This window comes from Serratia sp. BIGb0163 (assembly GCF_024809935.1).
Classification (GTDB): domain Bacteria; phylum Pseudomonadota; class Gammaproteobacteria; order Enterobacterales; family Enterobacteriaceae; genus Serratia; species Serratia quinivorans.
Genome location: NZ_JANUDZ010000007.1, coordinates 104,422 through 130,795 on the forward strand (window position 1 = coordinate 104,422; position 26,374 = coordinate 130,795).

At 55.2% G+C, this 26,374-nt stretch carries 24 protein-coding genes; 10 read left to right on the forward strand and 14 right to left on the reverse strand.

The annotated features are described in order from the left end of the window. Positions 1 to 405: 405 nt before the first annotated feature. Entirely contained in the window at positions 406 to 615 is a 210-nt protein-coding gene (locus M2406_RS20780; RefSeq protein ID WP_259191248.1) for a hypothetical protein, read from the forward strand. Between the two features lie 90 nt (positions 616 to 705). Here the strand turns inward: M2406_RS20780 and M2406_RS20785 are convergent, their stop codons facing one another. After that, entirely contained in the window at positions 706 to 1,128 is a 423-nt protein-coding gene (locus M2406_RS20785) for an Lrp/AsnC family transcriptional regulator (protein ID WP_174355088.1), read from the reverse strand. 142 nt (positions 1,129 to 1,270) lie between these two features. Between M2406_RS20785 and ctlX the strand changes: the two genes are divergently transcribed. Further along, positions 1,271 to 2,197, forward strand: coding sequence for a citrulline utilization hydrolase CtlX (gene ctlX / locus M2406_RS20790; RefSeq protein WP_259191249.1), 927 nt, complete (start codon positions 1,271 to 1,273; stop codon positions 2,195 to 2,197). Here the strand turns inward: ctlX and M2406_RS20795 are convergent. The 9 genes from M2406_RS20795 to M2406_RS20835 all read right to left on the reverse strand — a co-directional run bounded on the left by M2406_RS20795 (position 2,189) and on the right by M2406_RS20835 (position 11,209). Beyond that, positions 2,189 to 2,800: a LuxR family transcriptional regulator gene (locus M2406_RS20795; protein WP_115183583.1), complete on the reverse strand. Its 612-nt coding sequence runs from the start codon at positions 2,798 to 2,800 to the stop codon at positions 2,189 to 2,191. The two genes, ctlX and M2406_RS20795, sit on opposite strands and share 9 nt — an antisense overlap. A 2-nt stretch (positions 2,801 to 2,802) precedes the next feature. Continuing rightward, positions 2,803 to 4,437: a PglL family O-oligosaccharyltransferase gene (locus M2406_RS20800; RefSeq protein WP_259191250.1), complete on the reverse strand. Its 1,635-nt coding sequence runs from the start codon at positions 4,435 to 4,437 to the stop codon at positions 2,803 to 2,805. A 24-nt stretch (positions 4,438 to 4,461) separates the two neighbouring features. After that, the gene (locus tag M2406_RS20805) at positions 4,462 to 5,001 is read right to left on the reverse strand and encodes a fimbrial protein (RefSeq protein WP_012147351.1); all 540 of its coding nucleotides are present in this window, start codon (positions 4,999 to 5,001) and stop codon (positions 4,462 to 4,464) included. An 18-nt stretch (positions 5,002 to 5,019) separates the two neighbouring features. Continuing rightward, the gene (locus tag M2406_RS20810) at positions 5,020 to 6,024 is read right to left on the reverse strand and encodes a fimbrial protein (RefSeq protein WP_012147350.1); all 1,005 of its coding nucleotides are present in this window, start codon (positions 6,022 to 6,024) and stop codon (positions 5,020 to 5,022) included. Positions 6,025 to 6,038: 14 nt separating this feature from the next. After that, on the reverse strand, positions 6,039 to 6,653 hold the full coding sequence (locus M2406_RS20815) for a fimbrial protein (RefSeq protein ID WP_017894335.1): 615 nt from the start codon (positions 6,651 to 6,653) through the stop codon (positions 6,039 to 6,041). 11 nt (positions 6,654 to 6,664) lie between these two features. After that, the gene (locus tag M2406_RS20820) at positions 6,665 to 7,390 is read right to left on the reverse strand and encodes a molecular chaperone (RefSeq protein WP_259191340.1); all 726 of its coding nucleotides are present in this window, start codon (positions 7,388 to 7,390) and stop codon (positions 6,665 to 6,667) included. Between the two features lie 49 nt (positions 7,391 to 7,439). Continuing rightward, positions 7,440 to 9,941, reverse strand: a complete 2,502-nt coding sequence (locus tag M2406_RS20825; protein WP_017894333.1) for a PapC/FimD family outer membrane usher protein — start codon at positions 9,939 to 9,941, stop codon at positions 7,440 to 7,442. Positions 9,942 to 10,039: 98 nt separating this feature from the next. Continuing rightward, positions 10,040 to 10,591, reverse strand: a complete 552-nt coding sequence (locus M2406_RS20830) for a fimbrial protein (RefSeq protein WP_012147346.1) — start codon at positions 10,589 to 10,591, stop codon at positions 10,040 to 10,042. Between the two features lie 87 nt (positions 10,592 to 10,678). Then, positions 10,679 to 11,209, reverse strand: a complete 531-nt coding sequence (locus M2406_RS20835; RefSeq protein ID WP_006317526.1) for a fimbrial protein — start codon at positions 11,207 to 11,209, stop codon at positions 10,679 to 10,681. Between the two features lie 762 nt (positions 11,210 to 11,971). Between M2406_RS20835 and M2406_RS20840 the strand changes: the two genes are divergently transcribed. The 5 genes from M2406_RS20840 to fetB all read left to right on the forward strand — a co-directional run bounded on the left by M2406_RS20840 (position 11,972) and on the right by fetB (position 15,454). Continuing rightward, positions 11,972 to 12,385, forward strand: a complete 414-nt coding sequence (locus M2406_RS20840; RefSeq protein WP_012147345.1) for a hypothetical protein — start codon at positions 11,972 to 11,974, stop codon at positions 12,383 to 12,385. A gap of 2 nt (positions 12,386 to 12,387) precedes the next feature. Then, positions 12,388 to 13,536, forward strand: a complete 1,149-nt coding sequence (locus M2406_RS20845) for an FKBP-type peptidyl-prolyl cis-trans isomerase N-terminal domain-containing protein (RefSeq protein WP_259191258.1) — start codon at positions 12,388 to 12,390, stop codon at positions 13,534 to 13,536. 15 nt (positions 13,537 to 13,551) lie between these two features. Beyond that, positions 13,552 to 13,833: a FaeA/PapI family transcriptional regulator gene (locus M2406_RS20850; RefSeq protein WP_026142570.1), complete on the forward strand. Its 282-nt coding sequence runs from the start codon at positions 13,552 to 13,554 to the stop codon at positions 13,831 to 13,833. 183 nt (positions 13,834 to 14,016) lie between these two features. After that, a complete protein-coding gene (gene fetA, locus M2406_RS20855) occupies positions 14,017 to 14,694 on the forward strand; it encodes an iron efflux ABC transporter ATP-binding subunit FetA (protein ID WP_012147342.1) in 678 nt (225 codons plus the stop codon). Beyond that, on the forward strand, positions 14,681 to 15,454 hold the full coding sequence (fetB, locus tag M2406_RS20860; RefSeq protein ID WP_012147341.1) for an iron efflux ABC transporter permease subunit FetB: 774 nt from the start codon (positions 14,681 to 14,683) through the stop codon (positions 15,452 to 15,454). Before fetA ends, fetB begins: the two co-directional genes overlap by 14 nt. Before the next feature lie 42 nt (positions 15,455 to 15,496). Here the strand turns inward: fetB and M2406_RS20865 are convergent, their stop codons facing one another. Together M2406_RS20865 and M2406_RS20870 are read right to left on the reverse strand one after the other, a co-directional pair. Beyond that, on the reverse strand, positions 15,497 to 16,333 hold the full coding sequence (locus M2406_RS20865; RefSeq protein ID WP_259191261.1) for a TIM barrel protein: 837 nt from the start codon (positions 16,331 to 16,333) through the stop codon (positions 15,497 to 15,499). Between the two features lie 46 nt (positions 16,334 to 16,379). Then, positions 16,380 to 17,807, reverse strand: a complete 1,428-nt coding sequence (locus tag M2406_RS20870; RefSeq protein ID WP_012147339.1) for a sugar porter family MFS transporter — start codon at positions 17,805 to 17,807, stop codon at positions 16,380 to 16,382. A 563-nt stretch (positions 17,808 to 18,370) separates the two neighbouring features. Between M2406_RS20870 and M2406_RS20875 the strand changes: the two genes are divergently transcribed. Together M2406_RS20875 and iolB are read left to right on the forward strand one after the other, a co-directional pair. Further along, positions 18,371 to 19,876 (forward strand): CoA-acylating methylmalonate-semialdehyde dehydrogenase, encoded by a 1,506-nt coding sequence (locus tag M2406_RS20875; RefSeq protein WP_012147338.1) that lies wholly within the window; start codon positions 18,371 to 18,373, stop codon positions 19,874 to 19,876. An 85-nt stretch (positions 19,877 to 19,961) separates the two neighbouring features. Continuing rightward, a complete protein-coding gene (gene iolB / locus M2406_RS20880) occupies positions 19,962 to 20,783 on the forward strand; it encodes a 5-deoxy-glucuronate isomerase (RefSeq protein WP_259191264.1) in 822 nt (273 codons plus the stop codon). A gap of 117 nt (positions 20,784 to 20,900) precedes the next feature. Here the strand turns inward: iolB and M2406_RS20885 are convergent, their stop codons facing one another. Then, positions 20,901 to 21,737 carry a MurR/RpiR family transcriptional regulator gene (locus tag M2406_RS20885; RefSeq protein WP_012147336.1) on the reverse strand — a complete coding sequence of 279 codons (837 nt, stop codon included), beginning with the start codon at positions 21,735 to 21,737 and terminating at the stop codon, positions 20,901 to 20,903. Between the two features lie 197 nt (positions 21,738 to 21,934). Then, positions 21,935 to 23,863, reverse strand: a complete 1,929-nt coding sequence (gene iolC, locus M2406_RS20890) for a 5-dehydro-2-deoxygluconokinase (RefSeq protein WP_259191265.1) — start codon at positions 23,861 to 23,863, stop codon at positions 21,935 to 21,937. A 534-nt stretch (positions 23,864 to 24,397) separates the two neighbouring features. Between iolC and iolD the strand changes: the two genes are divergently transcribed. Next, on the forward strand, positions 24,398 to 26,338 hold the full coding sequence (gene iolD / locus M2406_RS20895) for a 3D-(3,5/4)-trihydroxycyclohexane-1,2-dione acylhydrolase (decyclizing) (protein WP_259191267.1): 1,941 nt from the start codon (positions 24,398 to 24,400) through the stop codon (positions 26,336 to 26,338). The last annotated feature ends 36 nt before the right edge of the window (positions 26,339 to 26,374 follow it).

The window sequence follows — 26,374 nt, forward strand, 5'->3', positions numbered from 1 at the left end:
TTAAAAAATTATATGGATTTAGATATGGCGTTGAAAATATGTGATCTCCGTGTTTTTATTTTATGGGTATTGGATTGATTTTAAGTACTTTGCGGGTTAAAAATAATTTGAGTTGAAAATGTATGAAATAAAAATAGGGATAACATGGCAAGTAGGAAATCCTGGATGCCGTCCGCTGTAGGTTCTTGTATATTTAATCTATGGATTGTCAATCAATCATCATTGCAGATCGCCCAGTTTTGTGGGGGTGTCTTGGATATCATTGTCGCGGTTCTTTCTTTTGTCGGGTTTTATACCTTGTCGATGAATGTATTTGCTTTGTACTTTTGGCATAAGGGGGAAGAGTTTAAGTAACAGCTATCAATTACCGTTTCGTTTTAATATAACTCGAAAAGGGAGAGTGACATGGCAAGCAGAAAATCCTGTAGGCCGCTAGCTGCGGCTGCCAGTTTTTTTAATCTATGGTTAATCAATAAGTCATCATTGCAGATTGTCCAGCCCTGTGGGCAGCTGATTGACGTTATTGTCGCAGTTCTTTCTTTTGTCGGGTTTTATACCCTGTGGATGAGTATCTTCGCTTTATACTATTGGTGTAATGATAAAGAGTTTAAATAACGGCCATCACTTGGCGCCTCGTTTTCGTCATAACTTCGTCTGCGATATTGCCTGTGCAAAATTTGGGCTACTCAAACCTCCCGTGAGCCGTTAAGCCTTGTGCGTCGACAGCAGGATGCTGGTCTCGGTGCCGGCAATGCCGGCAATACGCCGGATGCGGCCCAAAATTTTATCGAAGCTCTCCAGGCTGTCGGTGCGTATCTCCACCAGAATATCCCACTTGCCGTTGGTGGTGTGCAGGGTGAAGACCGAAGGTTCGCCACGCAGTTGCTGCAACACGCTGGGCGCCTTGGTGCCTTCTACCGCCACACACATCCAGGCGCGGATGCGGTTATGCTCCACGCCCGGTTTGATGCGGATGGTATAGCCGGTAATGATCCCCTGTGCTTCCAGCGCCTCAATTCTTTTTTGTACAGTAGCGCGTGAAACCCGCACCTTGTTGGCGATCTCGGTGATGGAGGCACGGGCGTTTTCGCGCAGCAGCGCGAGGATCTGGCGATCGGTATCATTCATGTTGTCAATGTGTCACTGATTTGTGGCGATTTGTCAAAATATAGAGCAATTTAATCATTTTTCACACTGACAGGTTTCAAATTGATTATCCATAATGGTGTCGCGCCAGCCCCTGGCTAATCCTGAACCGGTGAAAAATAACATGCAAACCACCCAGTCCGTTTTTATGATCAGGCCGTCTGGCTTTACCGCTAATCCGGAAACCCGGCACAGCAATTTTTTCCAGAAAATCACCGAGAAGAATGAGGATCACAAGGCTGGGGCCGTCATTGCCTTTAACGGCTACGTCGATGCATTACGGCAGGCCGGTGTCGACGTCAGGGTGATTGATGAGATTGACGGGCAGGAAACGCCGGACGCGTTATTTCCCAATAACTGGATTGCCCTGTTGGGGGACGGCACCCTGTTCACCTTTCCGATGGAAGCCGTCAACCGACGACGGGAACGCCGACAGGACATTATCGCGCAGCTCGCCAATGACTTTGTGGTTGAACGATGTGTCGATCTTTCAGCCCACGAACTGGCCGGGCGCTTTCTGGAAGGTACCGGCTCGCTGATCCTGGATCGTCAACACCAGCTGGCTTACTGCTGCCAGTCGTCCCGCAGCTCGCCGGAGGTAGGTGGCGAATTTGAGCGCCATTCGGGTTATCAGATTGTCTGGTTTGACGCCGTAGATGCTAATAATCAGCCGATCTATCACACCAATGTGATGATGAGCGTCGGAGTGCAATACGCCATTATTTGCCTTGAAAGCATCCGCAACGAGGCGCAAAAAAGCAGGTTGATCGCCACGCTGGAACGCAGCGGAAAAACCATTATTGACGTCAGTTTCGCTCAGATGGAAGCTTTCGCCTGCAACGTATTGGAACTGCGAGCCGGGGACGGCAGCCCGGTCTATGCCATGTCGACCCGCGCCTGGGCCAGTTTCACCCCGCAGCAGCAGGCGCTGATCGGCGATTATGCCCGGCTGGCGCTAGGATCGATCGACATTATTGAAGATCTTGGCGGTGGTGGCGCACGCTGCATGCTGGCGGAGATCTTCCTGCAAAAGAAACCGCTGTCAATTTAATCCCATCTGATTTAACAGCATTTTGTTCAGCTCGGTGCTTTTATGCACGTTCAGTTTGCGCATCGCCGAGCGTTTATGGGCACTGATGGTCTTCTGGCTGCGGTGCAACATACCGGCGATGGTGCAGGCGGACATGCCGGTGCTCATCAGTTTCAGCACCTTCTTTTCGCAACTGCTCAGGGCGGCGATGCGGCACTGCCGGCATTTCCAGATGCCGCTGGCGTGCAGTGCCACCCAGGGCTGCTGGCAAAACTGTTCCAGCGCCATCTGCAACTTGTTGCGGACAGTCGCGGTGGCGTCGCGGCGATTAATACTGAACAACGCCGGATGGGCGTGCGAATAACGGGTGTCGCGATCGTCGAGGATCAACACGGTCATTTGCCGGTGGCGCGGCGTCTGGTGCGGGCTTTGATAGCATCGTGCACAGCCGCAAGCATCTTCCAGAGTACGAAACACGATTTCTATCGGCTCCAGATTTTGCAGATCGACCTGATATCTACGGCTGCTGGTGTTCAGGTCATGCAGATACTCTTCCAGCAGCAGCCGTAAGCCGAATTGATAAAAGTTATCGCTGCCCAGTAGGGTGAACCGAATATTAAGCATGATTACTCCTCAAAACGCATATCGTGCGGGAACAGTCGACGAGCCTGATGTTGCAGTTCGGCGGCCCGCTGGGGCTGTTGCAGTAAGCGGCTGACCGCTATCAGGTTGATGTAGATATTGGCGTCCGGCCGCACGCGGATTTCGTTTTCTGCCCACTGCCGGTAGCTCAACAGCGTGGCGGTATCGCGGGTTTGCGGATATTGCAGCAGCCGCTGCAACTGGACGTCGTAGTCATAACGTACCTGCCAGGGCGTCGGCGTTATCACCCGGCTCATGGGGCCAAACTGCCGCAGGCCGCTCTTCTCCACTGCGGTAACGATCAGTGCGCTGTGCAGGCCGTTGAACAGATAGGGCAGGATCAGTAAGGCAGCGGCACCGATAAGCAGACGCAGTGTCTGTTGCGGCCAGCGAGGTAACCGCCAGCGGCGGCGTACGTCACCCGCGCGCAAGATTGCCAGCAGCAGCACGGCGTGGGCGGCGGAAAGATAAAGTGGGTACTCCACCATCATATGCAACAAGATTGGCAGCGCAGCCATCCAGGGGGCAGGGCGCAGTGGCAGTACTCGAGTGCGCCGCAGCAAACACCATAATCCCCAACCGACCATGACAATGCCGCTCAGGCCGAGCAGGCCACCTTCGATGCCCCACAGCAAAATTTCGTTGTGTGGGTGGCTGATGGCGACGCTTTCCATTCCACTGCTATGGGTGGTGTAGAAATGATGCAGGAAATCGTGCTGAAAATGGCCGTAACCCCAGCCAAACCACGGGCGTTCGGCGATCATGCGCAGTGCTTCTTGCCAGTAAGCCAACCGGTAGAAAATCGGTTCTGTCACTGTGACCGCCCGTGTCGCACCGTTGAGCAGCACCAACAGTACCCCGGCGGCTACCCCGGCTAGCAGTAGCAACAGGGAGAGGGTGGCGCGGCGGCGATTAAGGCGATATAGCATCCACAGTTGCAGTGGTGACAGCAGCAGAGCAGCCAGCAGCCCGACGCGCGAAGCAATAACCACCAGCAACAGCGGTGCCAGTACCAACATGGTGGCGCTCAACCATTGCAGGCTACGCGACAAGGGGCGACGACTGCTGAGCAAATACAGCGCCAGCGCCAGACCGGTCGCCATAAAGCTGGCCATCAGGTTCCACTGCTGGAAGATGCCGTAAGGGCGGTTTTTCAGGCTGTTATAGCCGATCCAGTTGCCCGGCTGCAGCAGGCTGTATTGCACCAGGCCGAACAGGGCCTCGATCACCGTTGCCGCCAATAACAGAGTCAGCAGCCTGCGCCGCCCTTGGCGGCTGAGCGGGATCTGCAGCAGTGCGAAGTAGGCCATGATGCCCAGTGCCAGACCCATCAGGCGCGGTAGGGCTTCGCTTAGCCAGGGTTGTTGCGCCCACAGCAGCGGCAAAAATAAAATCAGGCCCCCCAGCGCCAGCCGGTTAAAAAAGCCGGAGACCGCCAGCGGCGGTCGGCAAAACAGCAGGGTGCCGAGGATCGTCAGGGCGATAAATATCCCACCAACCAGATTCCACGGCAGATAAAAACCGCTGCCGCCGCGATTGGGCCAGTAAATATGCATGGCAATCAGGCAATAAAACGCCGCCAGCCCGAATAACCAGGCTGTTTTGGATTTGGATATCATCACTTCTTCCTGCAGATGCCGGGCTTATTGATAGGCCAGCACGAAATTGGCCACCGAGCTGAACTCACCCTCGGTAATGGTTTTATTCTGTATCGCGCTGGGGTGGCCCTGCACATAGGCGGTAAAGTTCAGAATGTTGGCGCCATCCTGCAATGCCACCGCGCTGGTGGCCTGGTTCAAATCAATATCGGCCCCCTTGCTGTCAAACAGGGCGATAGCGGCGCCGTTGGTGCCGTTATTGATCGCCAGCTTGCCCGGCAGTTCACTGTCTTCGGTACCGCTGAAGGTAACGTTGACGGATTTGAATACCGACGTTTTACAGTCGGTCAGCTTGATGTTGAACGGTACCGGGTTGCTATGCCCATAGCGGTACAGGGTTTTGACGATCACCGTGTCCATTTCCACCACCTGATCGGCCGATTGCGGCTCAATGTTGCACGGCCGGCTCACCACGGTGCCGTGGAACTGCAGCGGAGACCCGACCAACTCGGTATCCGCCAGAGTCGGCAATGTTGTAAACCAAAAGGGCGTGCAACTGAGCATCGCTAAAGCGCGTAAACGCATCGTCTGTTTCTCCCTGAATTACTCGAAGGCCGCCACAATGGTGGCCGAGGCGTTAAATTCCCCTTCTGCGATTTCCTTGCTACCGTTGGCCAAGGGGGCGGCAACCAGGTTCCAACTGCCGCCGTTACCGATATTCGGCACCGGGTAAAACTCATTCGGGATAACCAACTGGCCGTTATGTTTGATCTCGATGCCGAGATCGGTTTTATCGGTCTTAAACGCGTTATTGGTGAAGGGCGCCGGGGTGCCGGAGACCGCCAGTTTGATATTCAGCGTGCCGTCCTCAAAGCTGCCGCCTTCACACTGGAAGCGCACCGGAATGCTTTGCGGATAACTTTTGCCGTCCAGGTTGCTGCCGCTGATTTCACCGAACTCAACGTTGATCAACTGCCCTTCGTTCACCACGCATTTGTCCGGTACGTAGAGGATGGCGGACTGAATAAATACCTGCGCCATAGGGTTGGGGCCGAAACCGCCGTCGGTCGACCCTAAGCGGCCATACATCTCGATGATTTGGCGGTCATTAATCTGTACGCCGTTGATGATTTTTTTGCGCACCCGGAAGGTGATCTTGCCTTTAGATCCGCTGCCGTAGTTATTGACCTGCAAATAGGGTGGCCGACAGGAATGTTGGCTTAACAGGTTGGACTCGTTATAAAACGGCACCGTGATATAGGCGTTTTTATTACCGGCGATCCAAACCTCGGCTTTTAAATCCAGGAAATCATTAAGTTTTAAATAACCGTTACCGTATTCGGAAGGCGGTAACGCCGAATCCGATTTATAAAAGTGCGGGCTGGTAGGAATTGGCGTATCGCAATAGACTTTGCCGGTATAGGTACCGCCGAGATCATAGAGAAACTGCTTGGTAAAGCCGACGGTATTGGTAATGTTGCTTTCATTCAGGTCGATATAAAACTGCTTCGGGCCACCATCCGGGGTTACATAACCGTTGGCCCAGACGGCAGGGGCTGACAGCAGCAACGCCAGTGGCAAGCAGTGGCTCAGGTAGGTTTTTTTCATCGTGTTTGTGAACCTCACAGGTAAATCACCTGAATATGTGCCACGCCGGAAAAACCGGCCGCCATTACCGCCCGCTGGGTGGATTCCACGCTGGCACTGAACCACAGCGTATTGCTGCCGGGCTGCAGAATGTAAGGCCGACTCTGTTGGTTGAGCGCCAGCGCACGGCCTTGTTGATCCTTCAACCGCAGGCCGATGCCCTGTACGCCGCCGTTAAGTTTCAGCAGCTCCGGGTTGTTGACATCGCTGTCGCCGAGAAACACCAGCGTGGCAGCCTGCTCACCCTGTAAATAAAGCTGCGCGGCATCGCCGTTGCGCTGCCCTGCCGGGTTATCCGCCAGCGCTTTGGCACCCAGCAGGCAGTTGCGGAAAGAGAGGCGAAAGCGCACCGGCGTGCTTTGGTCGCCGGCATTCTGGAAGTCACGCGCGTTAACATCACCCAGATCAATCGCCTGATCCTGGCTGTCCGGCGTCAGGCTGCAGGGGGAACTGAGCAGGCCGCCATGAAAGCTGACGGTGCCGGTGGTGCCTTGGATCACGCCCAGTGGCGTCGCCGCCGTTGCGCTGCCGGTGAACAGCAACGCGCCGAGCAGCAGGGGCCGCAGGCGGCCGCCGGTGAATTCAGCCATGCGCTATCTCCTTATTTTTTGCTATCGGGCACGGCGTTGCAGACGCTGCCGTTGCAGGCGAAGCGCAGCTCCGGATGGCCGCCGTAATCATTGATATAGCTGACGACAAAGCCGCTGAGGCCAGTGTCGCTCAGCCTGAGGGGCTCGCTGGATTTCGGCTTCAGCATCACCGGCTGGAAGCCAGCCAGTGCACCGCCGCCCTGTTTCTGCGTCTGACGGGTCATACCGGTCAGGGTGATATAAAACGGCGTTGGGTTCTCAACGGTGAAACCGCCGGCGTTTTTGTGAAACACCAGCTTCTCCTGCCACACTTCGCCTTTAGGCGCGACGATGGCCTTCGGGCGATAAAACAGTTTGATCTGGGTTTGCAACGCCAACTGCATCACATTGGTTTTGCTGCTTTTCGGCGGGATCTCTCGCAGGTTGAAATAGAACACCGATTCGCGATCCTGTGGCAGGCGATCGGCCTCCGGCGTCTTGGTGATACGCACCACGCTGCGTTCGCTGGCCTCAACCCGTTGCAATGGCGGCAACACCACCAGCGGTGAGGTGACTTTCTGGTGCTGCTCGTTTTCCAGCCAGGACTGCGCCAGGAAGGGCAGTTCCTTATTTTCATTGACGATATTCAGGCTGATCGATTTCGCGTCGCTGAGGTAAACGGCGCGGGTGCGATCCAGCGATATCGCCGCGTTGGCGACGGGGGCTGCGGCGGCCAATGCCAGGCCCAGCGAGGCCATTTTTGCTAACGGAAAGTGGTTCATCATCTTCAATTCTCTGCGTTACGGATTACAGTTTGGCGCACGGCAGCAAGAGCTGATCCAGCGGCTTGGCGGCGCCCGGTATGACAATGCGGCACTGACGCTGGCCTTCCCAGGCGACGTCGAGTTGCTCTTGCGGCTGTACGCCGGTCAGGTAGACCGAGCCACCGTCGTTCACTACGGCCACTTCGCGGCCTTTTTCGCTCAGCACCGTGGCACCAAACGGCGGTTCACTGCCGTCGGCCAGTTTGATGGTGGCCAGCAGCTTGCTGCCTTTCACCACCTCAAAGTGGCGGTAGCCGATGGCACCTTCGGTCAGCGTGCCCTGTACTACGGCGCGGGTGGCCTCCACGTCGTCCGCCAACGTATTGACGTCGATGCGGGTGTCGGTGTTGTAGTAGCTGGTGATGTCGGAGATCACCGCCAGGCCGAAACGGTTGCTGTAGGCGCGGCCGTTGTTGATTGGCACCCCGGCAATGCCGTCGGTATCGAGCATCATCCGGCTGCCGCCGTTGCTGGAGTTTTGGTGTGCGGCTATGCCGTGTCGGGTGGCGGTAATGCCACTGCGGAAGGTACCGCCGATCGACGAATAACTGTCCTGTTGATAAGAGGCGCTGGCGTTGAGCGAACCAAACGAAGCGTTATGGCTGTAGTAACCACGGGCCAGTGATTTGCCTGACTGGTTAAAGCCACCGCTGACCTGCCAGGTGTTGTTCGGATCGGTGTAGTCGTTGTAGGACGCCATCTGCGTCACGTCGCTGTTGCTGGTTTGCAACGAGTAGCCTACCCGACGGCGATCGCCAATCGGCACGCTGAAATTCACCATCACACTGTCGTCGGTGCGGCCGTGATAAGTGGTGCGATAGGCCGACAACGAGGCGGTGATGTTGCTGACATTGCCGACGTTGAACAGTTTACTGGCAGACAACCCGTAACGATCCTGCGCCCTGGCATCCCAATAGGTTTGGTGCGAATAGGTCAGGTAAGCGGTGATCGCCTTGGCGCTGTCTTCCGCCATAAAGGTTTTGCTGGCGGTAATGGTGTACAGCTCTTTTTGCCGTCCGTCGTAGCGCTCGTCGTAATCGTTGTAGCGTTCCTGCAGATATTGCGACATGTTCATGAACTTACGCTGTGAGAAGCGGTAGCCGGCAAAGGTGATCTGGCTGTTCATCTCATCAAACCGCTTGGCATAGTTGACCTTGAACGACAGGCCGCTGGCGGTCGGCTCATTGGGCAAACGAGCGATAGACTGCGTCACGTCCACCGACATGGCGCCAAACACGTTCAGGTCACGACCCAGGCCGAGTGCCCAGGCGTTGTAATCGCCGCCAAGCAACGCGCCGCCGTACAGCGACCAGGCGCTGGTTAATCCCCAGGAGAAATCACTGGCGGAGAATAGCGGCCCTTGCGTTCGGTGATCGTAAGCCGAGGGCTTGCCCACGGCGACGTTGTAGCGGACATAGCCGGGGCGCGTCAGGTAAGGAATGGTGGCAGTGTCTACCTGGAAGGTCGATACGCTGCCGTCCTGCTCTTCTACCTTCACATCCAGCCGACCGCGTACCGAACTGTTGAGATCCTGAATGGCGAACGGCCCGGCGGGCACGGTGGTTTCGTACAGCGTGCGGCCTTCTTGCGACACGGTGATCTTGGCGTTGCTTTTGGCAATGCCGCGCACTTCCGGTGCATAACCCTGCAGGTTTGGCGGCAGCATACGCTCGTCGCTGGCCAGGTTAAGGCCGGTGAAGCGGTAGGAGTCGAACACGCCCGAGTCGAGGAAGATTTCGCCGAGCGTCAGCTTGGCAGCCTGCATTGGCAGCGCGCGATAGGCGTAAATCTGGTTCCAGTCGAAATTGCTGTCGCGCTGACCGGCCTGCTGATTGTAGGTGGCCTGATAATCGGCGCGCAGACGCCAGGCTCCCAGGTTGGCGCCGACCGTCCCGTAGCTGCTGAGGTTTTCTGCGGTGTTGTTATTGTGGCTTTGCTTACCGACCTGGCCGCTGATGCTGTAGTCCAGCAACAAACCAGGGATGCCGTCATCCCACTGTTCCGGTGGCGTCCAGTCCGGATCGGAATATTTCATCCAGGCCTGTGGAATAGTGATCGCCAGCACGCCCCCGCCGATGCGGTCGGAAATGGTCGCTCCTTTGATGCCGCTGATATCGGCGCAGCTGTTGTCGTGCCACAGGGTGATTTTTTTGACGACTTCTTCTTTCAGCGCCATTTTCTCTATCAGATCCGGCGGCAGACAGACACGGGAACGATCCTTTTGGTCCGGCGACGGGTAATACTGGATGCTGCGCTGCGGCAGGGTTTTCTGGTTGATCTTGATATCCAGCAGATAGGCACCGGGCATGACGTAATCGGCGTCGGAAAAACGCGATAAATCCACTTTGCTGCGATCGCCAATATCTAATACGTCGGTATTAAATTCCGTGGCGGAAAAAGCCGAATGCACCCAGAGGAAAGATAGAATGACGGTGAGGGGTATTTTTTTCCGTGTCAGTAATGACGTCATAGAATAATCACTCATGGCAAATCCGCGCCCAATAGCAGGTCATCCTGTACGACCTGAATACGTAATACGTGATGTCATTCAGTGCCCTATGCAGGCACCCGCCTAACGAGGCGTTACAGATAAGACAGGGTGAATTTCGCCAGAGAGCTGAATCCGCCGGCTCGGGCCCTGTCAGGGTGAATACGTAGCTGAGCGCTAAAGCGCAGCGTATTGTCGCCGGCGACAATCTGATAATCCGCCGTGGTGCTACCCAGCGGGATCGGGATACCGGCAGCGGTCAGCAGCTCAATGGCCACGCCTTGCGCTTCGCCGTAAACGGCCAATAACTCGGGATCCCGGCTGTCAGCCGTGCCGTCGAAGGTGACGGTGGCTGCGCGGTAGATAAAGTCGGGTTTTACCTGGCTGGCCAATTCGCAATTCACCAGCTTGATTTCAAAGTTGCGGCGACTGCCAATCAGCACCGGCTGCGTATCCAACGCGGCATCAGTCATGGATATCAACCCGAAATCAACGGTCTGGTCCAGGCTTTCGCTGGCAATCCCACAGGGGGTTTCGACGATCTCGCCGCCCAGGTTGAGCGTGCCGTGGCCCTGATTTTTTGCCGTCGCTTCGGCGCTGCAAACGCTGAGCGCGATAAGCACTACGCCCCAAATCCGCTTGGTCATGCTGGCTCTCCCTGTTGCCGTTGGTGCCGTTACCCAATATCCGTGCAGGTAAAGCGGGGATACCGCAGTGATATCCCCAGCGAGGGATTACAGGTAGGCCAGAGTGAAGTTTGCAACGCTGGTGAATTCGCCTGGAACCACGGCGCCAGAAGCGCTGCTGCCTTGCAGATAGGCGGCGAATTTCAGGGAGTTATTGCCTTCGGTCAGGCCCTGACCATCGGTCGCGGTGCCCAGCTCAACGTCTTTGGAGTGCAGGTTGTCATAGATCATGATGCCAGCGCCGGTTGCGGTGCCGCTCAGAGCCAGCAGTTTGCTGTTATCTGGATCCGGAGTCCCGGTGAAGGTCACCTGGACGTTCTTCATCGTGGCGATGGAACAGTCTTTCAGTTCAATGCTGAATGGCTCAGAGCTGGATTTACCTTCTTTGGCCAACAGACGGCTGCTGATTTGGCCCATTGGCACAGTTTGGTCAACAGATTCCGGTGCTACGCTGCATGGCGCATCAATAATTTCACCGGTAAAAGTGACTTTACCGCTACCCTGGTTAGATGCGGCGTGAGCAACAGATGCAGAAGCGAAAGCAATCACGGTTGCCAGCATTAATTTATTCAGTTTCATTTCTCAAGTTCCTGTAGAGAGTATTTAAATAAAAAGAACAGCACATCTAAATCCCCCACAGCGGCAGCAACTTCATGTCACCGACGCGGTAGTTGGAGCCAGATCCTTTTGCTCTGGGCAATACGCCACCGTCCGTTATTCATGAGTGAATAACGAAAGGTTTTGTAAGTCGAATAGGCGAAATCCATAGAATTAAAATAGGTATATCGCCGTAGCGTTTTGCTGGGATTATTCTTGCAAATAATAGGCTTGATTGGAAATAGCTTTTATTAAGTTGAGTCAAATACAGAATATAAACCCAAAAGGAAAAAGAAATATATATGATTGAAAATCAATAGATCGTATACAACTATTATCCAGAATAAATGACTATATAAATAGCAATATGCGAGATATTAGATCGCCAGAATTAGTCTTCACACTACAATTAGCAATATTGTTTTGATAATATCGCCCTCAGACAGCAGATGATGAATTCTGGCTGTTAATCATAAGTTAAAAGTTAACTCGTTGTTTTGAAAGGTATGTGAGCCATAAATACTGGCTTGCATGCGGACTTTATTCATTGTGGTGCGGCTAACTCTCTTCGTGAAATTAACAAATTTATAACAATGTGATTGGCTGTCGGATTATTACCAATATCCGCCTGTTGCCGTGCGATTTTGTTATTTAACTCGTTAGGATTAATCAGAAGAAGTGAGATCTGGCAGGGCTTCGCGACACAATAATGACCTAAGTGATAATTAAGGGATGATAAACGGAATGATTACAATAACTGATGATTCAACTCGCCGTTCTGCTACCGTTATGGCCGCGTTGATAATGACATGTTTACTGTTGTCCGGCTGTGTTGGAAAAAATAGCACGGGTAACGTTGCCGTGAAAAAAGTTTCACAGAATAATCCTAAGGAAAACACTGATGAGCAACGCATTGCGCTTTGTCAGCAACGGGTCAATTCGCTCAAGGATATTAATCCGCAAAGCTACCAGAAAAGGATAGCTTATTTTAACGGACTGTTATCCAACGCCTCCGGATATGCCGGCATTCGCAGTAATGTCGATGAAAGTACCCGTAAGGCTATAGACGCACTTTATAAATACAAGACCGAGAAGTTCTGCGCCGACGTTGAACATGAGCTGATGTCCAGTCTGTCCAGCCGGGTGGAGAGCCTGTAGCCATGAAAAAGTACGCGGAAGGAGCCGCGGCTTTACTGCTGTTGATTGCTGGAGGCAGCGCGTTAGCGGCAGGTAATGCGTCTGGCGGGGATGACGGCATCCCTGCATTGCTGAAATTTGCCGAGCAACAGCAGGCCGTGCCGGTGGTGGAAAAAGTGCCGCCGACGCCCCCGCCTGCGGCCAGCAAGCCAAAACCTGCGCCCGTTCCGCGTGGGGATAACGCCCGGCTAACGGCGTTGAATCAGGCGTTACAGCGGCAGGCCGACACTATCCGCCTGTTGGAACAGCAGTTGGCAACTCAGGCTCAACCAACGATGCCGGTACCGCTACCCAAGGCTGCACCTGTGGATATCCGGCCGCTGGTGGCGGCGTTGAAAGGCGTTCGCCGGGCCATTGCCACACCGCCGGATCTACTTGCCATGGCGGCAGTACTGGCACGGCAGCAGCGGTTGGTCGCGGAGCAAGAGCGGCAATTGCAGCAGCTCAACCGCCAGCTTCAGCCACCGGAGCTGGTCAGTGTGGCAGATAAACAGGCTTACGCCGCCGGGGTTTCGCTCGGACGCGACATTCTGCGGCTGCAGGAAGAGAACCGACGGCTGGGGATTGAGGCCGATCGGTCACGCCTGCTGGCGGGTATTGGCGATATGTTGGCGGGCAAGCCGCGGCTGGACAACGCCGCTATCGACAGCGCGCTGCAGGCTGCAGACGCTGCATTGCAGCAGGCCCGGCAGCAACGGCAACAGGACATACGGCAGGATGGCAAAGCCTATCTTGCCGATTTTGCCAAACAGCCGGGGGTACAAAAGGATGAACTCGGCTTCTATTACCGTGTGGATTACGCCGGCAGTGGGCAGATAGCCGCAGGCGACAATGTCGATATTGTGGTGCGTGAAAGCCTGCCCGACGGGCAAGTGATCAAGGATATGGAGTTGGCCGGCACGGTGATCTCACAACCCCTGGCACAGTACCCGGCGCTGTTCCGCGCAGCCATCGGCAAACTGAACAAACACGGTTCGATGACTCTGGTGGTGCCGGCGGCGCTGGCCTATGGCGATAAGGGAAGCCCACCCGCCATACCACCTGGGGCCACCATGATTTATACCCTGCGCGTGGCCGATGCGCTGCCGCAGGACAGGAGCAGGCAAAAGTAACTCAAGGAGAACGCGATGGCCAAGGTGCCGATAACATATGAAATCAGGAAGTCACATATGCTAAACGTGTTACGAAAACTGTGTATGGAACGTGCGGCCGGAGCCGATGGACAGCATCCACCCGCGCCGGAACACTGGCCCAAAACCAGGGAGTTGGCGGATAAATGCGGTGAGAATATTTACACTACGCGTACCTTGCTATTGGCGTTGGAAAAAGAGGGCAAAGTGAGTTGTACCCATCGCAGCATCAATAATTCGTTGCGCTGGTATATTTGCACATCACCTAAAAAAGCGTAATTCCTTTCCCGTTTTGTGTTTTGACTACCTTTCACAGCAGAGATTTATAGGGCTGACGGAGCGAAATGCCCCTCAGCCCGACTCCTTTGTTACGGCTAATGACCAACCATTGTCAGTGCATTTTTTTAAGCTCTATACTGGTGGCCTGAGCGCCAATATTTTTATGAGGGATGCGGTTTTATAATGAAGGAAAGCAAAGAAATACTGTTGTTGGATGATATTCATTATCAAATAGGTGAGCAGGTTATTCTGGATTCTGTCTCTTTCGGCCTGAATCAGGGTGAATTTAAACTGATTACCGGGCCGTCCGGCTGCGGGAAAAGTACGCTGCTTAAAATCGTTTCCTCGCTGATCGACCCGACCCGTGGAAAAGTTATTTTTGCCGGTAAGGCCATCACCGAAATACCTCCGGAAGAATATCGCCAGCAGGTGTCTTACTGTTTTCAAACCCCCTCGCTGTTTGGCGACAGCGTGTATGACAATATTGCGTTGCCTTACCAGATCCGTAAGCAAAAACCGGACGAGAAAAAAATGCAGGCCGATCTGGTGCGCTTTGGGCTGCCGGAAAATATGCTGAAGAAAAGCGTGAATGAATTATCCGGTGGGGAGAAACAGCGCATTTCCTTGATCCGTAATCTGCAATTTATGCCCAGAGTGCTGTTATTGGATGAGATTACCAGTGCGTTGGATGAAGATAATAAGCGCAATGTAAACGAAATTATTCATCAACTGGTAGAGCAGCATGGCGTGGCAGTGCTGTGGGTCACGCATGATAAAGATGAAATCAAACATGCGGATGATGTGATTACCCTGAGTGCGCACGGTGCTCGCGCACAGGAGACAAACGATGAACCAGCATAATATCAGCAATGAGTCCCTGGTGCTGTCGATGGTATTGGTGATGATCGCCATTTTCATCAGCCATAAAGAAAAGTTGGCGTTGGAAAAAGACATTATCTGGAGCATTTGCCGCGCGGTGGTGCAGCTGATTATCGTCGGCTATGTGCTGAAGTACATTTTTGATGTGAACAACGCTATTCTGACCGTGCTGATGGTGCTGTTTATCTGCTTTAACGCCGCTTATAACGCGCAAAAACGCAGTAAATATATCGGTCATGCGTTCATGACATCATTTATCGCCATTACCACTGGTGCGGTACTGACGCTGGTGGTGTTGGTGCTGACCGGCTCGATAGAATTTACCCCGATGCAGGTGATCCCGATTTCCGGCATGGTGGCCGGTAATGCGATGGTGGCGGTGGGGCTGTGCTACAACAACCTGGGGCAGCGTTTCAAAAGCGATCAGCAGAAGATTCAGGAAATGCTCAGCCTGGGGGCATCACCGAAGTTTGCCTCGGCTGCGCTGATCCGCGACAGCATCCGCGCTTCGTTGATCCCGACGGTAGACTCGGCCAAAACCGTCGGCCTGGTCAGCCTGCCGGGCATGATGTCCGGTCTGATCTTCGCCGGTATTGACCCGGTGAAAGCCATTAAGTACCAGATTATGGTGACCTTTATGCTGCTTTCCACCGCCAGCCTGTCGACCATTATCGCCTGCTATCTGGCCTACCGTAAGTTCTACAATGCCCGCCATCAACTGGTGGTGAGCACGCTGAAATAGCGCCATAAAAGACGGCCTCGGAAGAGGCCGTTTTACTGTCGACTACCCTTGCAGCAGAGCGATACTCTGGCGGATTTCACGTTCGATATCCGCCTCTGTCCAGCTATCCAACTGCGAAGAGAACGGTTCGAAGGCGTAAATGCCGGTGTAGCCCAGGCGCTCCAGATTCTGCACCTGCTTTTTGCTCTCCAGCCGATCCTGATGACTCAACATAATGCGTTCTTCGTCGCTGAGCGCGCTTTTGCTTCGCGCATCTTCCACCCCGGAAAGGTGTACCAGACCGATACCCTCAATCTGAATCTGCGCATCAAACTCAGGCTGCGCCACATCACTTAAATAGTGGTGGAAGGTATCCAGCACGATCTTGTACGGCGCGCCGGAGTCGCGAATCAGGGATTGCGTCAGCAGCGATGAGCGCAGTGAACTGATGCCGAACCCCAGTGGTTCGACGTAGCCCTGCACGCCATATTGCTTGAACAGGGGAGCCAGCAGCTTCAGCGCCGCCAGCGTATCGGTTTTTTTCTGCTCCTCACTGCGCCGATCGTCCGCGCTGCAGTGTGGACACAGCACCAGCGCCTGGCTATGGATCGCCTGAGCCTGCGACAACAGCGCCTCGGCGTTTTGCAGCAATATGGCCTGATCGCCTGGCAGGTTAAACCTGCCGAGGGCGTTAATGGTGACGATTTCGATACCGTATTTGGCCGCCAAAGCATTTAATTGATCGTTGCTCAGGTTATCTGTCACCTTGCCGCTCGGCATATCGTTGCGCAGCTCAACTTTGCTGAGCCCGCACTTTTTTACCAGGCTGAAAAACGGCTCCAAATCGAGATTGGGTGCGATCTTGCGGTTGATACAAAAACGGTCTGGCGCAATGGTCATGATGCATTACTCCTGAATGGTTTGATACAGCCTGAGAATTGCCGACTTACAGCGGCGTGCGTTGTGTTTCGGGTGGCGCTTGGCGATAGCGTTTGGCCATCACCACGTCTTCCATTTTTTCCAGCGAGACGCCTTTGGTTTCCGGAATATAGCGACCGATGAACCAGTAGCTAAACAGGCAGCAGGCGGCAAAGACCCACATCGGGAAGGCGCCATGGAAGCTGGAGAACAGATAAGGATTGTCGTTGATCATCGGGAAGCTCTGCGAAACGACAAAGTTGGCCAGCCACATGCAGCCGACGGCGATGCTCATGCCCTGCGCTCGCATGCGATTTGGGAAAATTTCCGACACCAGAACCCAGGCACCCACTCCCCAGGACAGGGCGTAAAACACCATAAAGAACAGCATGCCGAACAGGGCAAGGTAGCCGGTGGCCTGGGTGTAGAGCGCATAAGAGGTGATAAGCAACCCGGCAATGGCGCCAAGGGTGCCGTAACGCATCAGCGGAATGCGGCCCATGCGATCCATCAGCATGGCGCCAATCACCGAGCCGACCAACTGCAGCACGCCGATCCAAATGGTTTGGAACAGTGCCTCCTGGGCATTTTCGGTAACGGTTTTCAGCACCATTGGCGCGTAGTACATCATTACGTTGACGCCGGTGACCTGTTGCAGCATGGCGATCATACAGCCGACAAACAGAATGAAGCGCACCCGCACGTCGCCGAAGTTCAGCTTCTGCTGGTGTTTTTGCCGGTCCTGCTGCAATGAGTCTTTGATTTCCTGCAGTACGCTTTGCGCATGGGCAGCGTTGGAGACTTTGGTCAACATCGCCAAAGCCTGGCTGTCACGGCCGACCATGACGCTCCAGCGCGGCGATTCCGGAATGATAAACACCAGCATCAGGAACAGCATGCACGGGATCACTTCCGACCCTATCATCCAGCGCCAGCCCATCTCCACCAGCCAGGCTTCGCTGGCGATGCTGGCGATTTTGAAGTTAACGTAGAAAATCACAATTTGGCCGAACACGATGGCGAACTGCTGCATGCTGAGCGCTCGACCACGCATGTCTTTAGGTGAGACTTCCGACATATACATCGGTGAGACGGTGGCGGCAATGCCCACGGCCAAACCGCCAATAATGCGGTAAATCACAAACCAGGTGAAAGTCATGGCCAGGGCTGCACCGACCGCTGAAATAGTGAACAGCACCGCCGCCAGCATCAGGGCCTTTTTACGACCGTAACGCGCAGCCAAAGGCCCGGCACCAAAGGCACCAACCACACAGCCGATCACCACGTTAGAGACTGCCCAACCGGTTTCAAGCGGGCTGAGGTCAAAATAGGTTTTTAGGGCATCGATCGCGCCGGAGATCACGGCGGTGTCATAACCGAACAGAATGCCGCCGAGTGCTGCAATGCCGCAAATTCGCAGTATGTACCCGGTGTTGTGCTTACGCTGATGTGACATGTGTTGCTCCGATTTTTTCCTGGCTTCCACCCGCGCAGTAGGTTGTAGGGAATAGGGAGGCGGAAGGGTGTGAACCGTGCCTGTCATCAAGGCGGTGATATTTGAATGAATCTTCTCTAAACAAGAACATTTATTTCATAATTAGTGAATAATGAAATATTGATTTTTAGATCCAGTTCAAAAAAAACCGCAAACAGCCAACAAGGGTTGCCGGGCGATCCTATTGCGGCAGGTTTCGCTATTTTGTCCGGTGGGCCGCCTATTTCTGTATAAAAGTCAGGGCTAATTCCCGCCGCCCGACGGAGAAGTGGTACGGCGAGTTTTTTCCGGCATGTAATGGCTTTGCACAAGGGCATGGCAAAACTGCGACCTCCCGCACTAAAAACAAATTTTCTAAAATAATTTATTTGAAACTTTTTTTTCAATGAAATAGAGTTTGCTTCATCCGGTCAGGATTTAGCCTGCTTGTGGGCCGTTTCCGGCAGGCGGTGTGATGAAAACGCCACCGCTTGCGGCAGTGCCGCAGGCAGTCAGGCGACAGCGGACTTAAAAGAGGGTGAGACATGAAAACCGTGGGTAACTTTATTGGCGGGCAGGTGTGCCTGAGCAGCAGCAATCAAACCGTCGACGTACATAACCCGGCTACCGGGCAGGTCGAACGTCGCGTTACGCAGAGCACTGCCGCCGAGGTGAAGCAGGCCATTGATGTGGCTCACCAGGCCTTTGCCGACTGGTCGCGTACCACGCCGCTGCGCCGGGCGCGCATCATGTTCAATTTTAAGGCGCTGCTGGAACAGCATCGCGACGAGCTGGCAGCGCTGATTGTCAGTGAGCACGGCAAGGTTTACTCCGATGCGCTGGGCGAACTGACCCGCGGCATTGAAGTGGTCGAGTTTGCCTGTGGCATTCCGCATTTGATCAAGGGTGAGTACTCGGCGGACGTCGGCAGCGGCGTTGACAGCTTCTCGCTGATGCAGCCGCTGGGCGTGGTCGCAGGTATCACCCCGTTCAACTTCCCGGCGATGGTGCCGATGTGGATGTTCCCTATCGCGTTGGCCTGCGGCAACACCTTCGTGCTTAAGCCACCGGCGCTGGTGCCTTCGGCTTCGGTGCGGATGGCGGAATTACTGAAAGAAGCCGGCCTGCCGGATGGCGTATTCAACGTGGTGCACTGCGCTAACGAAGATGCCGCGCAGTTGTGCACCGACCCGTATATCCAGGCGGTGAGCTTTGTCGGCTCGTCCGCCGTGGCGGAACATATCTATACTACTGCCAGTGCCCACGGCAAGCGGGTGCAGGCCTTCGGCGCGGCGAAAAATCAGGCGATTATCATGCCGGATGCCGATTTGGACGCGACGGTAAATGCCCTGATGGGCGGGGCTTTCGGCTCTGCCGGCGAACGCTGTATGGCGCTGCCGGTGGCGGTGGTGGTCGGTGACGACACGGCCGATAAACTGATCGCCAGACTGAAACCGTTGATCGCTCAACTGCGCGTTGGCCCAGGCATTCAGCAGGGCGGCGAAGAGAACGAAATGGGGCCGCTGGTCTCCTCGGCGCACCAGAAAAAAGTATTGGGTTATATCGATCTTGGCGTTGAAGAAGGCGCAACCCTGGTGGCCGATGGCCGCAATTATCAGGTGGCGGGCTACCCGGACGGCTACTATGTCGGCGGCACCCTGTTTGACCACGTCAAACCAAACATGCGTATCTATCGCGAAGAGATTTTCGGACCTGTGTTGGGTATTGTCCGCGTGCCGGACTACCAGACCGCTATCGACACGGTCAACAGCCACGAGTTTGGCAACGGCAGCGCCATCTTTACCAGCAACGGCCACTACGCACGTCAGTTCGTGCAGGAAGTGCAGGCCGGTATGGTGGGGGTTAACGTACCGGTGCCGGTTCCTATGGCATTCCATAGCTTCGGCGGCTGGAAGCGCTCGGTATTTGGTGCGCTGAACGTGCATGGCACCGACGGTGTACGTTTCTACACCCGCATGAAAACCGCCACCGCCCGCTGGCCAACCGGACAGCAAACGGTGTCTGAATACAGTATGCCGACGTTGGGTTAAGCCCATTTAGGCAACAGGGGCCGTTATTCCAATGGAGTAGCGGCCGTTGTCGTTTTACCGAATCGCCAGGTTACAGGAGGAGTCTATGTCTTCATTACTTGCCAAGTGTCAGCAGCCGGATGACCAGGGCCGCATCCAGCATGTCACCCCAGAGAATGCCGACTGGCGCTTTGTCGGCTTTGATGTTTATCGCCTTGAGGCCGGCCAGTCGCTGCGGTTGGAAAGTGGCGACAAAGAGCTGTGCCTGGTGTTGGTCGCCGGCATCGCCTCCGTCGCCACTCTGCGTGCGGAATACCCGAGCATCGGCAAACGCATGAGCCCGTTTGAACGCACACCGCCTTATGCGGTATACGTGCCGCATCACGACAAGATTGAAGTGCGGGCGGAAAGTTCCCTGGAATTGGCGGTCTGCAGTGCCCCGGGTCATGGGCACCTGCCGTCGCGCTTGATCACCCCGGCGGAGGTCGGCGTCGAACGTCGTGGCAAAGGGCGTAACCAGCGTCTGGTACACAACATTCTGCCGGACAGCGAACCGGCTGACAGCCTGCTGGTGGTGGAGGTGTATACGGATGAGGGTAATACCAGTTCGTACCCCAGCCACAAGCATGACCAGGAAGACTCGCCGGATGAAACCTACCTGGAAGAGACCTATTATCACCGGATCCAGCCGGAGCAAGGTTTTTGCATGCAGCGGGTGTATACCGACGATCGCTCACTGGATGAGTGCATGCCGGTGTATAACCGTGACGTGGTCAAGGTGCCGCGTGGCTACCACCCGGTGGCGACGCTGGCCGGTTACGACAGCTACTATCTCAACGTGATGGCCGGGCCGGTGCGGCTATGGAAGTTCACCTGGGAAAAAGACCACGCCTGGATTAACACCGACGGCTATCCCGCAGCTAAATAATTGCCTATTTACGACGTTGCCAAGATGAGCGTCACCCTCTCCAGGGGGAGAGGGCCGGGGTGAGGGGATTTCACGCCACTATGCCTACCCTTTCCCAAGGGAGAGGGTAATTCTTCGTTACTCTTCTTTGGCGTTATTCAGCGCCAGCGATACCGCCAGGGTCTGTGCCAGACACATTGAAGCAACCTGGGAGCGGAAGCCATCCACCTGCGCCTCTCGTACCACAAAGCACACGTCGCTGAAGGCAGCCAATGGGCTGACCTGGCTGTCGGTTATGGCGATCTGCTGCGCTCCGTTCTTGGCACCTAATTCAACCAGTTCCAGTGCTTCCTGCGCATACGGCGAATAGCTGATGGCAATCACCACGTCATTCGGCTTCACCATGCTGAGCTGTTCGGTAAACATGCCGCCCAGTCCGTCGATCAGGAACGCCCGGCGCTCCAGATGGCGCAACGCATAGGTGAGATAGGATGCGACGCTAAATGAGCGACGCAGGCCAATCACGTAGATATTCTCGGCGTTGTTCAGCAGTTCAACCGCCCGATCCAACTGCTCGGAACTGGTTTGCATCGCCAATTGTTGCAGCGCCTGGGCATTGACCATGGTGAAAACGTTAAGGATTTCCGCCGGCTTTTCCGGGGCCACGTTACCGTCGGTAGAGGTCTGGCGGAACAGGCGTGCCCGTTCGGTGTAGTTGACCGTTTCCTCCATCAGGTGCTGGCGGAAAACCTGTTTCATTTCGTTGAAACCGCTAAAGCCAAAGGCGTTGGCAAAGCGGATCAGGGTTGAAGGGGGGACGCTGGCCTGTGCGGCGATGGAGGCGACGGTATCGAAAGCAATGCTGTTACTGTTATCCAAAATGTAACGCGCCACCTGTTTTAAACGCTTGCTCAGCGTTTCATAGCGGTGGCGGATCTCGTCCTGTAACAGCGAAAGTTGAGTTGGGTTGTTCATCCATTCGGCTCGCAGTGGGGGCTAAGGCGTATCGGCCTGACGCCTGAGTTATTGACAGGTTATTCTAACAGATGGATTGGAAATTTCATTTCAACAAAAAGCGATTTATTCGATTGCAAGTTGCGTTACTTCACAGAAAAAAGGCAAAAAAATCCCCTTAAAGCGGCGAAAATCCGTTTAAGGGGAGGGGTCGGCAATTAATGCTGGTGAGAGGTTGGGCGATATTGACGCCAGAAACCAATCAGCGTCAGGTATTTTTGTTTCACCTGCTCGATTAACGCGGCGTCATCCAGCTCACCCTGCAGCCAGCGGCGTGAAGGTTGGCCAAAAATGGTGCGTCCGACGGCAAAACCTTTTACCCAGCGTGCATCCGCCGCCGCGGCAAAACCCGCCTTCAGCGTTTCTTCCGGCGAATCCAGCCCCAGAATCAACACCCCGCGACACTGGGGATCGTTAGCGTCGATCAACGCGCCGACCTGCTGCCAGTTCTCAGCACTCAACGGCGGCAACTTCCACCAGTCCGGTTTAATTCCCAGTTGATAAAAGTGCTGCAGCATTTCCAGATAGTGGCTTTCATCCTTGTCGGCGTTGCTTTCCGGCAGGATCACTTCCAGCAACAGTTCATGGCCGGATTTGCAGCAGCCGCGATACACATCGCCAATCAGTTCATCCTGCTCGCGGCGCAGTTCGGCGGCGTCATGCGGATGGTAAAACACCAGACATTTCACTACGTGCTCCTGCGGCCAGTCGATCAGCTGCGAGCCAATATTGCCGTGCTCCAACCGCAGCGGACGTGAGCCGGGCAGTTCGACCGGTCGGCCTATCCACCAACCCTGGCCGGTGATCTGGTTCAGCGCCGCCTGCCCATAGGTGGTATCGGCCAGAATGCCGCTGTTGCCCTTCAGCCCGGCGGCCTTTGCGGCCTGTTGCGCCGCCGTCAGCAGCAGGGTTTTCAGTTTGGGGATGCGTTCTTCGCTGACGTTGGCTTCTCGCGCCATATCCGCCAGCTGTTTGCGGTGATCGAAGGCGAACACGCACAGTTCCGGCCATTGCTGTTTGCGGGTGGTGACCCGATGCAGATGGTTAAGCCGCTCATCGCGGTCCGGGCGTTTCACTTGCTGTTCGCGTTGCAGATAGTCATCCAGCTCCTGCTTGCTGGGCATCGCCGGGGCGCAGCCGTGGCGCGAAACCACCAATGCGCCGCAGGCATTGGCATAGCGGCAGGCCTGATCCCAACCTTCATCGTTCAGATAGCCACGCAGCAGGCCGGACATAAAGGCATCGCCTGCGCCCAGCACGTTCAGCACTTCAACCCGCACCCCGGAATGCAGTTTTACCTGCTGCCAGTCGGCGGCGATCTCGCCTTCGAATACCGAACAGCCCTGTGCGCCGCGCTTACAGACCAGCGTGGCCTGGGTCGCTTTACGCACGTTTTTCAGCGCGGTCAGGGTGTCGGTGCTGCCACCGGCAATATGAAACTCTTCTTCGGTGCCGACGATCAGATCAAAGTGATGCAGCACCTCCTGCAGTTCGCGGGTCACTTTCTCTGACTCGACAAAGCGGGTTTCACCGTCACCCAGCGACGTCAGACCCCACAGCACCGGTCGGTAGTCGATATCCAGCGCGGTGCGCAGGCCATGGCGGCGGGCGTATTCCAGCGCTTTTAATACCGCGGCGCGGGTGTTTGGGTGTGACAGGTGAGTGCCGGTTATAGCCAGCGCGCGTGATGACGCGATGTAGGACTCATCGATATCGTCCGGCGTCAGCGCCATATCGGCACAGTTCTCACGGTAGAAAATCAGCGGGAAGGTTTCCTGATCCTTGATGCCGAGGATCACCAGACCGGTCAGCCGCTGGGGGTCGGTGATCAGGCACTGGGTGTCGGCTCCGACGCGTTGCAGTTCTTCACGCAGGAAACGGCCCATATGCTCGTCGCCGACGCGGGCCAGCATGCCGGACTTCAGGCCCTGAATGGCGGTGCCATAAGCCACGTTGCCGGAAGAGCCACCGAGATATTTGGAGAATGTGCTGGCATCTTCCAGGCGTGCGCCGATCTGTTGTGCATAGAAATCGACGGCAATACGCCCGAGACAAATGACATCAAGCTGTTTTTCTTGTGTAGCCATACCCGTTTCCTTCTGTATTAAGCCAAACCCCGACTACGAAGCATTTTTGGAGTATGAGGAATAAAAATTTCAATTTCAAGATTGAATGAAATTTATACCCCAAAAATGTGATGCATTTAAAACGGCGCCAATACGTTAGCTGAAAGCACTAAAAACCGCGTCCTGCCTGATACGAAAACATCGGTTAACGGCAAGGTTATCGCTTGTGTCACAAGCTGACGATGCCAAGGGTTGCGGTACCCTCGGCTGCTGCTGGACTGAGGTGTCGGCGGGAGCTGGAGCGCTAAGTCAGTGAATTCTAAAGGCATGAATGAAACGTCGTTTTCATCAATATGCGATCTTTATCGCAAAATGAAATGTTTCTTCTGTAATGTGATTTTATGAAAAATATATTTGTTTATAATCGCTTCACGTTTCAGGTTGTCGGCCTAAGTAGCGCAGCGCGCTTGAAGGCAACGGGGACCACAGAGATTCCAGGCTCGGCATGCAGGTATTTTGCCGGAGCGGGCGCGACTAATCTAAAAGGGTGAGCAAATGGGCAAGATCCGGTTAACCATGGCACAGGCACTCGTCAGGTTCCTTGATAACCAGTATCTGGTAGTCGACGGCGTGGAAACCAAATTCGTCAAAGGCATCTTTGCGATTTTCGGTCACGGCAACGTACTCGGTCTGGGGCAAGCGCTGGAACAGGACAGCGGTGATCTGATCGTGCATCAGGGGCGTAATGAGCAGGGCATGGCTCACGCAGCGACCGGTTTTGCCAAGCAGAAACTGCGTCAACAGATCTACGCCTGCACCTCTTCTGTCGGTCCCGGCGCCGCCAATATGATCACCGCCGCTGCGACCGCGACCGCCAACCGCATTCCTTTATTACTGTTGCCGGGCGATGTTTACGCTTCACGCCAACCGGACCCGGTGTTACAGCAGATTGAACAATCCTACGATCTCAGTATCAGCACCAACGACGCTTTCCGCGCGGTGAGCAAGTATTGGGATCGCATTGTGCGACCGGAACAGTTGATGAGCGCCTGTATCAATGCGATGCGCGTGCTGACCGATCCGGCGGAAACCGGTGCGGTGACGCTGAGTTTGCCGCAGGACGTACAGGGTGAAGCCTATGACTACCCTGACTACTTCTTCCAAAAACGCGTGCACCGGCTGGATCGCCGTCCGGCGACCGAAGGCATGTTGGCCGACGCGCTGGCGCTGCTGACCACCAAGCGTCAACCGCTGCTGGTGTGCGGCGGTGGGGTGAAATATTCGCAGGCCGGTCAGGCGCTGCGCGAGTTCGCCGAACGCTTCCGGATCCCGTTTGTGGAAACCCAGGCCGGCAAGGGCACCGTCCCGTCCAACCACCCGTTTAACCTGGGCGGCATTGGTGAAACCGGCTGTCTGGCGGCCAATACCCTGGCCAGACAGGCCGATCTGGTGATTGGCGTGGGCACCCGTTATACCGATTTCACTACTTCATCCAAATGGCTGTTCCAGAATCCTGACGTTGATTTTCTCAACGTCAACGTCAGCGCCTTCGACGCCGGTAAGCTCGACGGCCTGCAGGTACTGGCCGATGCCCGTGAGGCACTGTCTGCCCTGGGGGCATTATTGGCTCAGGCCGATTACCGCGCCGGCTGGGGCAACGCCATTGCCGAAGCGCGTAGCGCACAACAGCAGGAAACCGCCCGAGTTTATGCGGTGGAATACACCGGCGAAGGTTTTGTACCGGAAATTGACGACCACCTCGATCGCGACAGCGTGTTTGCCGAATTTATCGAAAAGACCGATTCACTGCTAACCCAAAGCCGGGTGCTGGGGGTGCTAAACCAGCATCTGCCGCAGGATAGCGTGATCGTCGCCGCTGCCGGTAGCCTGCCGGGGGATTTACAGCGCGTGTGGCAGAACCATGGCGAGCACGGCTACCACGTGGAGTACGGTTATTCCTGCATGGGTTACGAGGTCAACGCCGCGCTGGGGGTCAAGTTGGCTGAGCCGCAGCGTGAAGTGTACGCGATGGTCGGCGATGGTGCCTTTATGATGCTGCACTCCGAGCTGGTCACCTCAATTCAGGAAGGCTGCAAAATCAACGTGGTGCTGTTCGACAACATGACCAACGGTTGCATCAACAACCTGCAGATGGAACACGGCATGGACAGCTACACCACCGAATTCCGCTTCCGCAACCCGCAGGGCGGCAAACTCGACGGCAAACTGGTTCCGGTCAACTTCGCCATGCTGGCGGCGGCTTACGGTTGTAAAACCTACAGCGTGACCACCGAACAGCAGCTGATCGAGGCGCTGGCCGATGCTCGCCTGCAAAGCGTTTCTACCCTGCTGGACATCAAAGTGCTGCCAAAAACCATGGTGCACAAATATCTCAGCTGGTGGCGCGTGGGCGGTGCTCAGGTGGCCGACAGCGAAAAAATTGTCGCCGTGGCCCGCAAGCTGCAAGAGAACATCGACAAGGCACGCGACTACTGATTAACACATTGCTTGATGACCCAGACCTTGCGTCTG

Bases quoted from the DNA above. Each gene is read 5' to 3' on its own strand.
- M2406_RS20780 (WP_259191248.1), top strand. From the start codon at position 406: ATGGCAAGCAGAAAATCCTGTAGGCCGCTAGCTGCGGCTGCCAGTTTT.
- M2406_RS20785 (WP_174355088.1), bottom strand. From the start codon at position 1,128: ATGAATGATACCGATCGCCAGATCCTCGCGCTGCTGCGCGAAAACGCC.
- ctlX (WP_259191249.1), top strand. From the start codon at position 1,271: ATGCAAACCACCCAGTCCGTTTTTATGATCAGGCCGTCTGGCTTTACC.
- M2406_RS20795 (WP_115183583.1), bottom strand. From the start codon at position 2,800: ATGCTTAATATTCGGTTCACCCTACTGGGCAGCGATAACTTTTATCAA.
- M2406_RS20800 (WP_259191250.1), bottom strand. From the start codon at position 4,437: ATGATATCCAAATCCAAAACAGCCTGGTTATTCGGGCTGGCGGCGTTT.
- M2406_RS20805 (WP_012147351.1), bottom strand. From the start codon at position 5,001: ATGCGTTTACGCGCTTTAGCGATGCTCAGTTGCACGCCCTTTTGGTTT.
- M2406_RS20810 (WP_012147350.1), bottom strand. From the start codon at position 6,024: ATGAAAAAAACCTACCTGAGCCACTGCTTGCCACTGGCGTTGCTGCTG.
- M2406_RS20815 (WP_017894335.1), bottom strand. From the start codon at position 6,653: ATGGCTGAATTCACCGGCGGCCGCCTGCGGCCCCTGCTGCTCGGCGCG.
- M2406_RS20820 (WP_259191340.1), bottom strand. From the start codon at position 7,390: ATGGCCTCGCTGGGCCTGGCATTGGCCGCCGCAGCCCCCGTCGCCAAC.
- M2406_RS20825 (WP_017894333.1), bottom strand. From the start codon at position 9,941: ATGAGTGATTATTCTATGACGTCATTACTGACACGGAAAAAAATACCC.
- M2406_RS20830 (WP_012147346.1), bottom strand. From the start codon at position 10,591: ATGACCAAGCGGATTTGGGGCGTAGTGCTTATCGCGCTCAGCGTTTGC.
- M2406_RS20835 (WP_006317526.1), bottom strand. From the start codon at position 11,209: ATGAAACTGAATAAATTAATGCTGGCAACCGTGATTGCTTTCGCTTCT.
- M2406_RS20840 (WP_012147345.1), top strand. From the start codon at position 11,972: ATGATTACAATAACTGATGATTCAACTCGCCGTTCTGCTACCGTTATG.
- M2406_RS20845 (WP_259191258.1), top strand. From the start codon at position 12,388: ATGAAAAAGTACGCGGAAGGAGCCGCGGCTTTACTGCTGTTGATTGCT.
- M2406_RS20850 (WP_026142570.1), top strand. From the start codon at position 13,552: ATGGCCAAGGTGCCGATAACATATGAAATCAGGAAGTCACATATGCTA.
- fetA (WP_012147342.1), top strand. From the start codon at position 14,017: ATGAAGGAAAGCAAAGAAATACTGTTGTTGGATGATATTCATTATCAA.
- fetB (WP_012147341.1), top strand. From the start codon at position 14,681: ATGAACCAGCATAATATCAGCAATGAGTCCCTGGTGCTGTCGATGGTA.
- M2406_RS20865 (WP_259191261.1), bottom strand. From the start codon at position 16,333: ATGACCATTGCGCCAGACCGTTTTTGTATCAACCGCAAGATCGCACCC.
- M2406_RS20870 (WP_012147339.1), bottom strand. From the start codon at position 17,807: ATGTCACATCAGCGTAAGCACAACACCGGGTACATACTGCGAATTTGC.
- M2406_RS20875 (WP_012147338.1), top strand. From the start codon at position 18,371: ATGAAAACCGTGGGTAACTTTATTGGCGGGCAGGTGTGCCTGAGCAGC.
- iolB (WP_259191264.1), top strand. From the start codon at position 19,962: ATGTCTTCATTACTTGCCAAGTGTCAGCAGCCGGATGACCAGGGCCGC.
- M2406_RS20885 (WP_012147336.1), bottom strand. From the start codon at position 21,737: ATGAACAACCCAACTCAACTTTCGCTGTTACAGGACGAGATCCGCCAC.
- iolC (WP_259191265.1), bottom strand. From the start codon at position 23,863: ATGGCTACACAAGAAAAACAGCTTGATGTCATTTGTCTCGGGCGTATT.
- iolD (WP_259191267.1), top strand. From the start codon at position 24,398: ATGGGCAAGATCCGGTTAACCATGGCACAGGCACTCGTCAGGTTCCTT.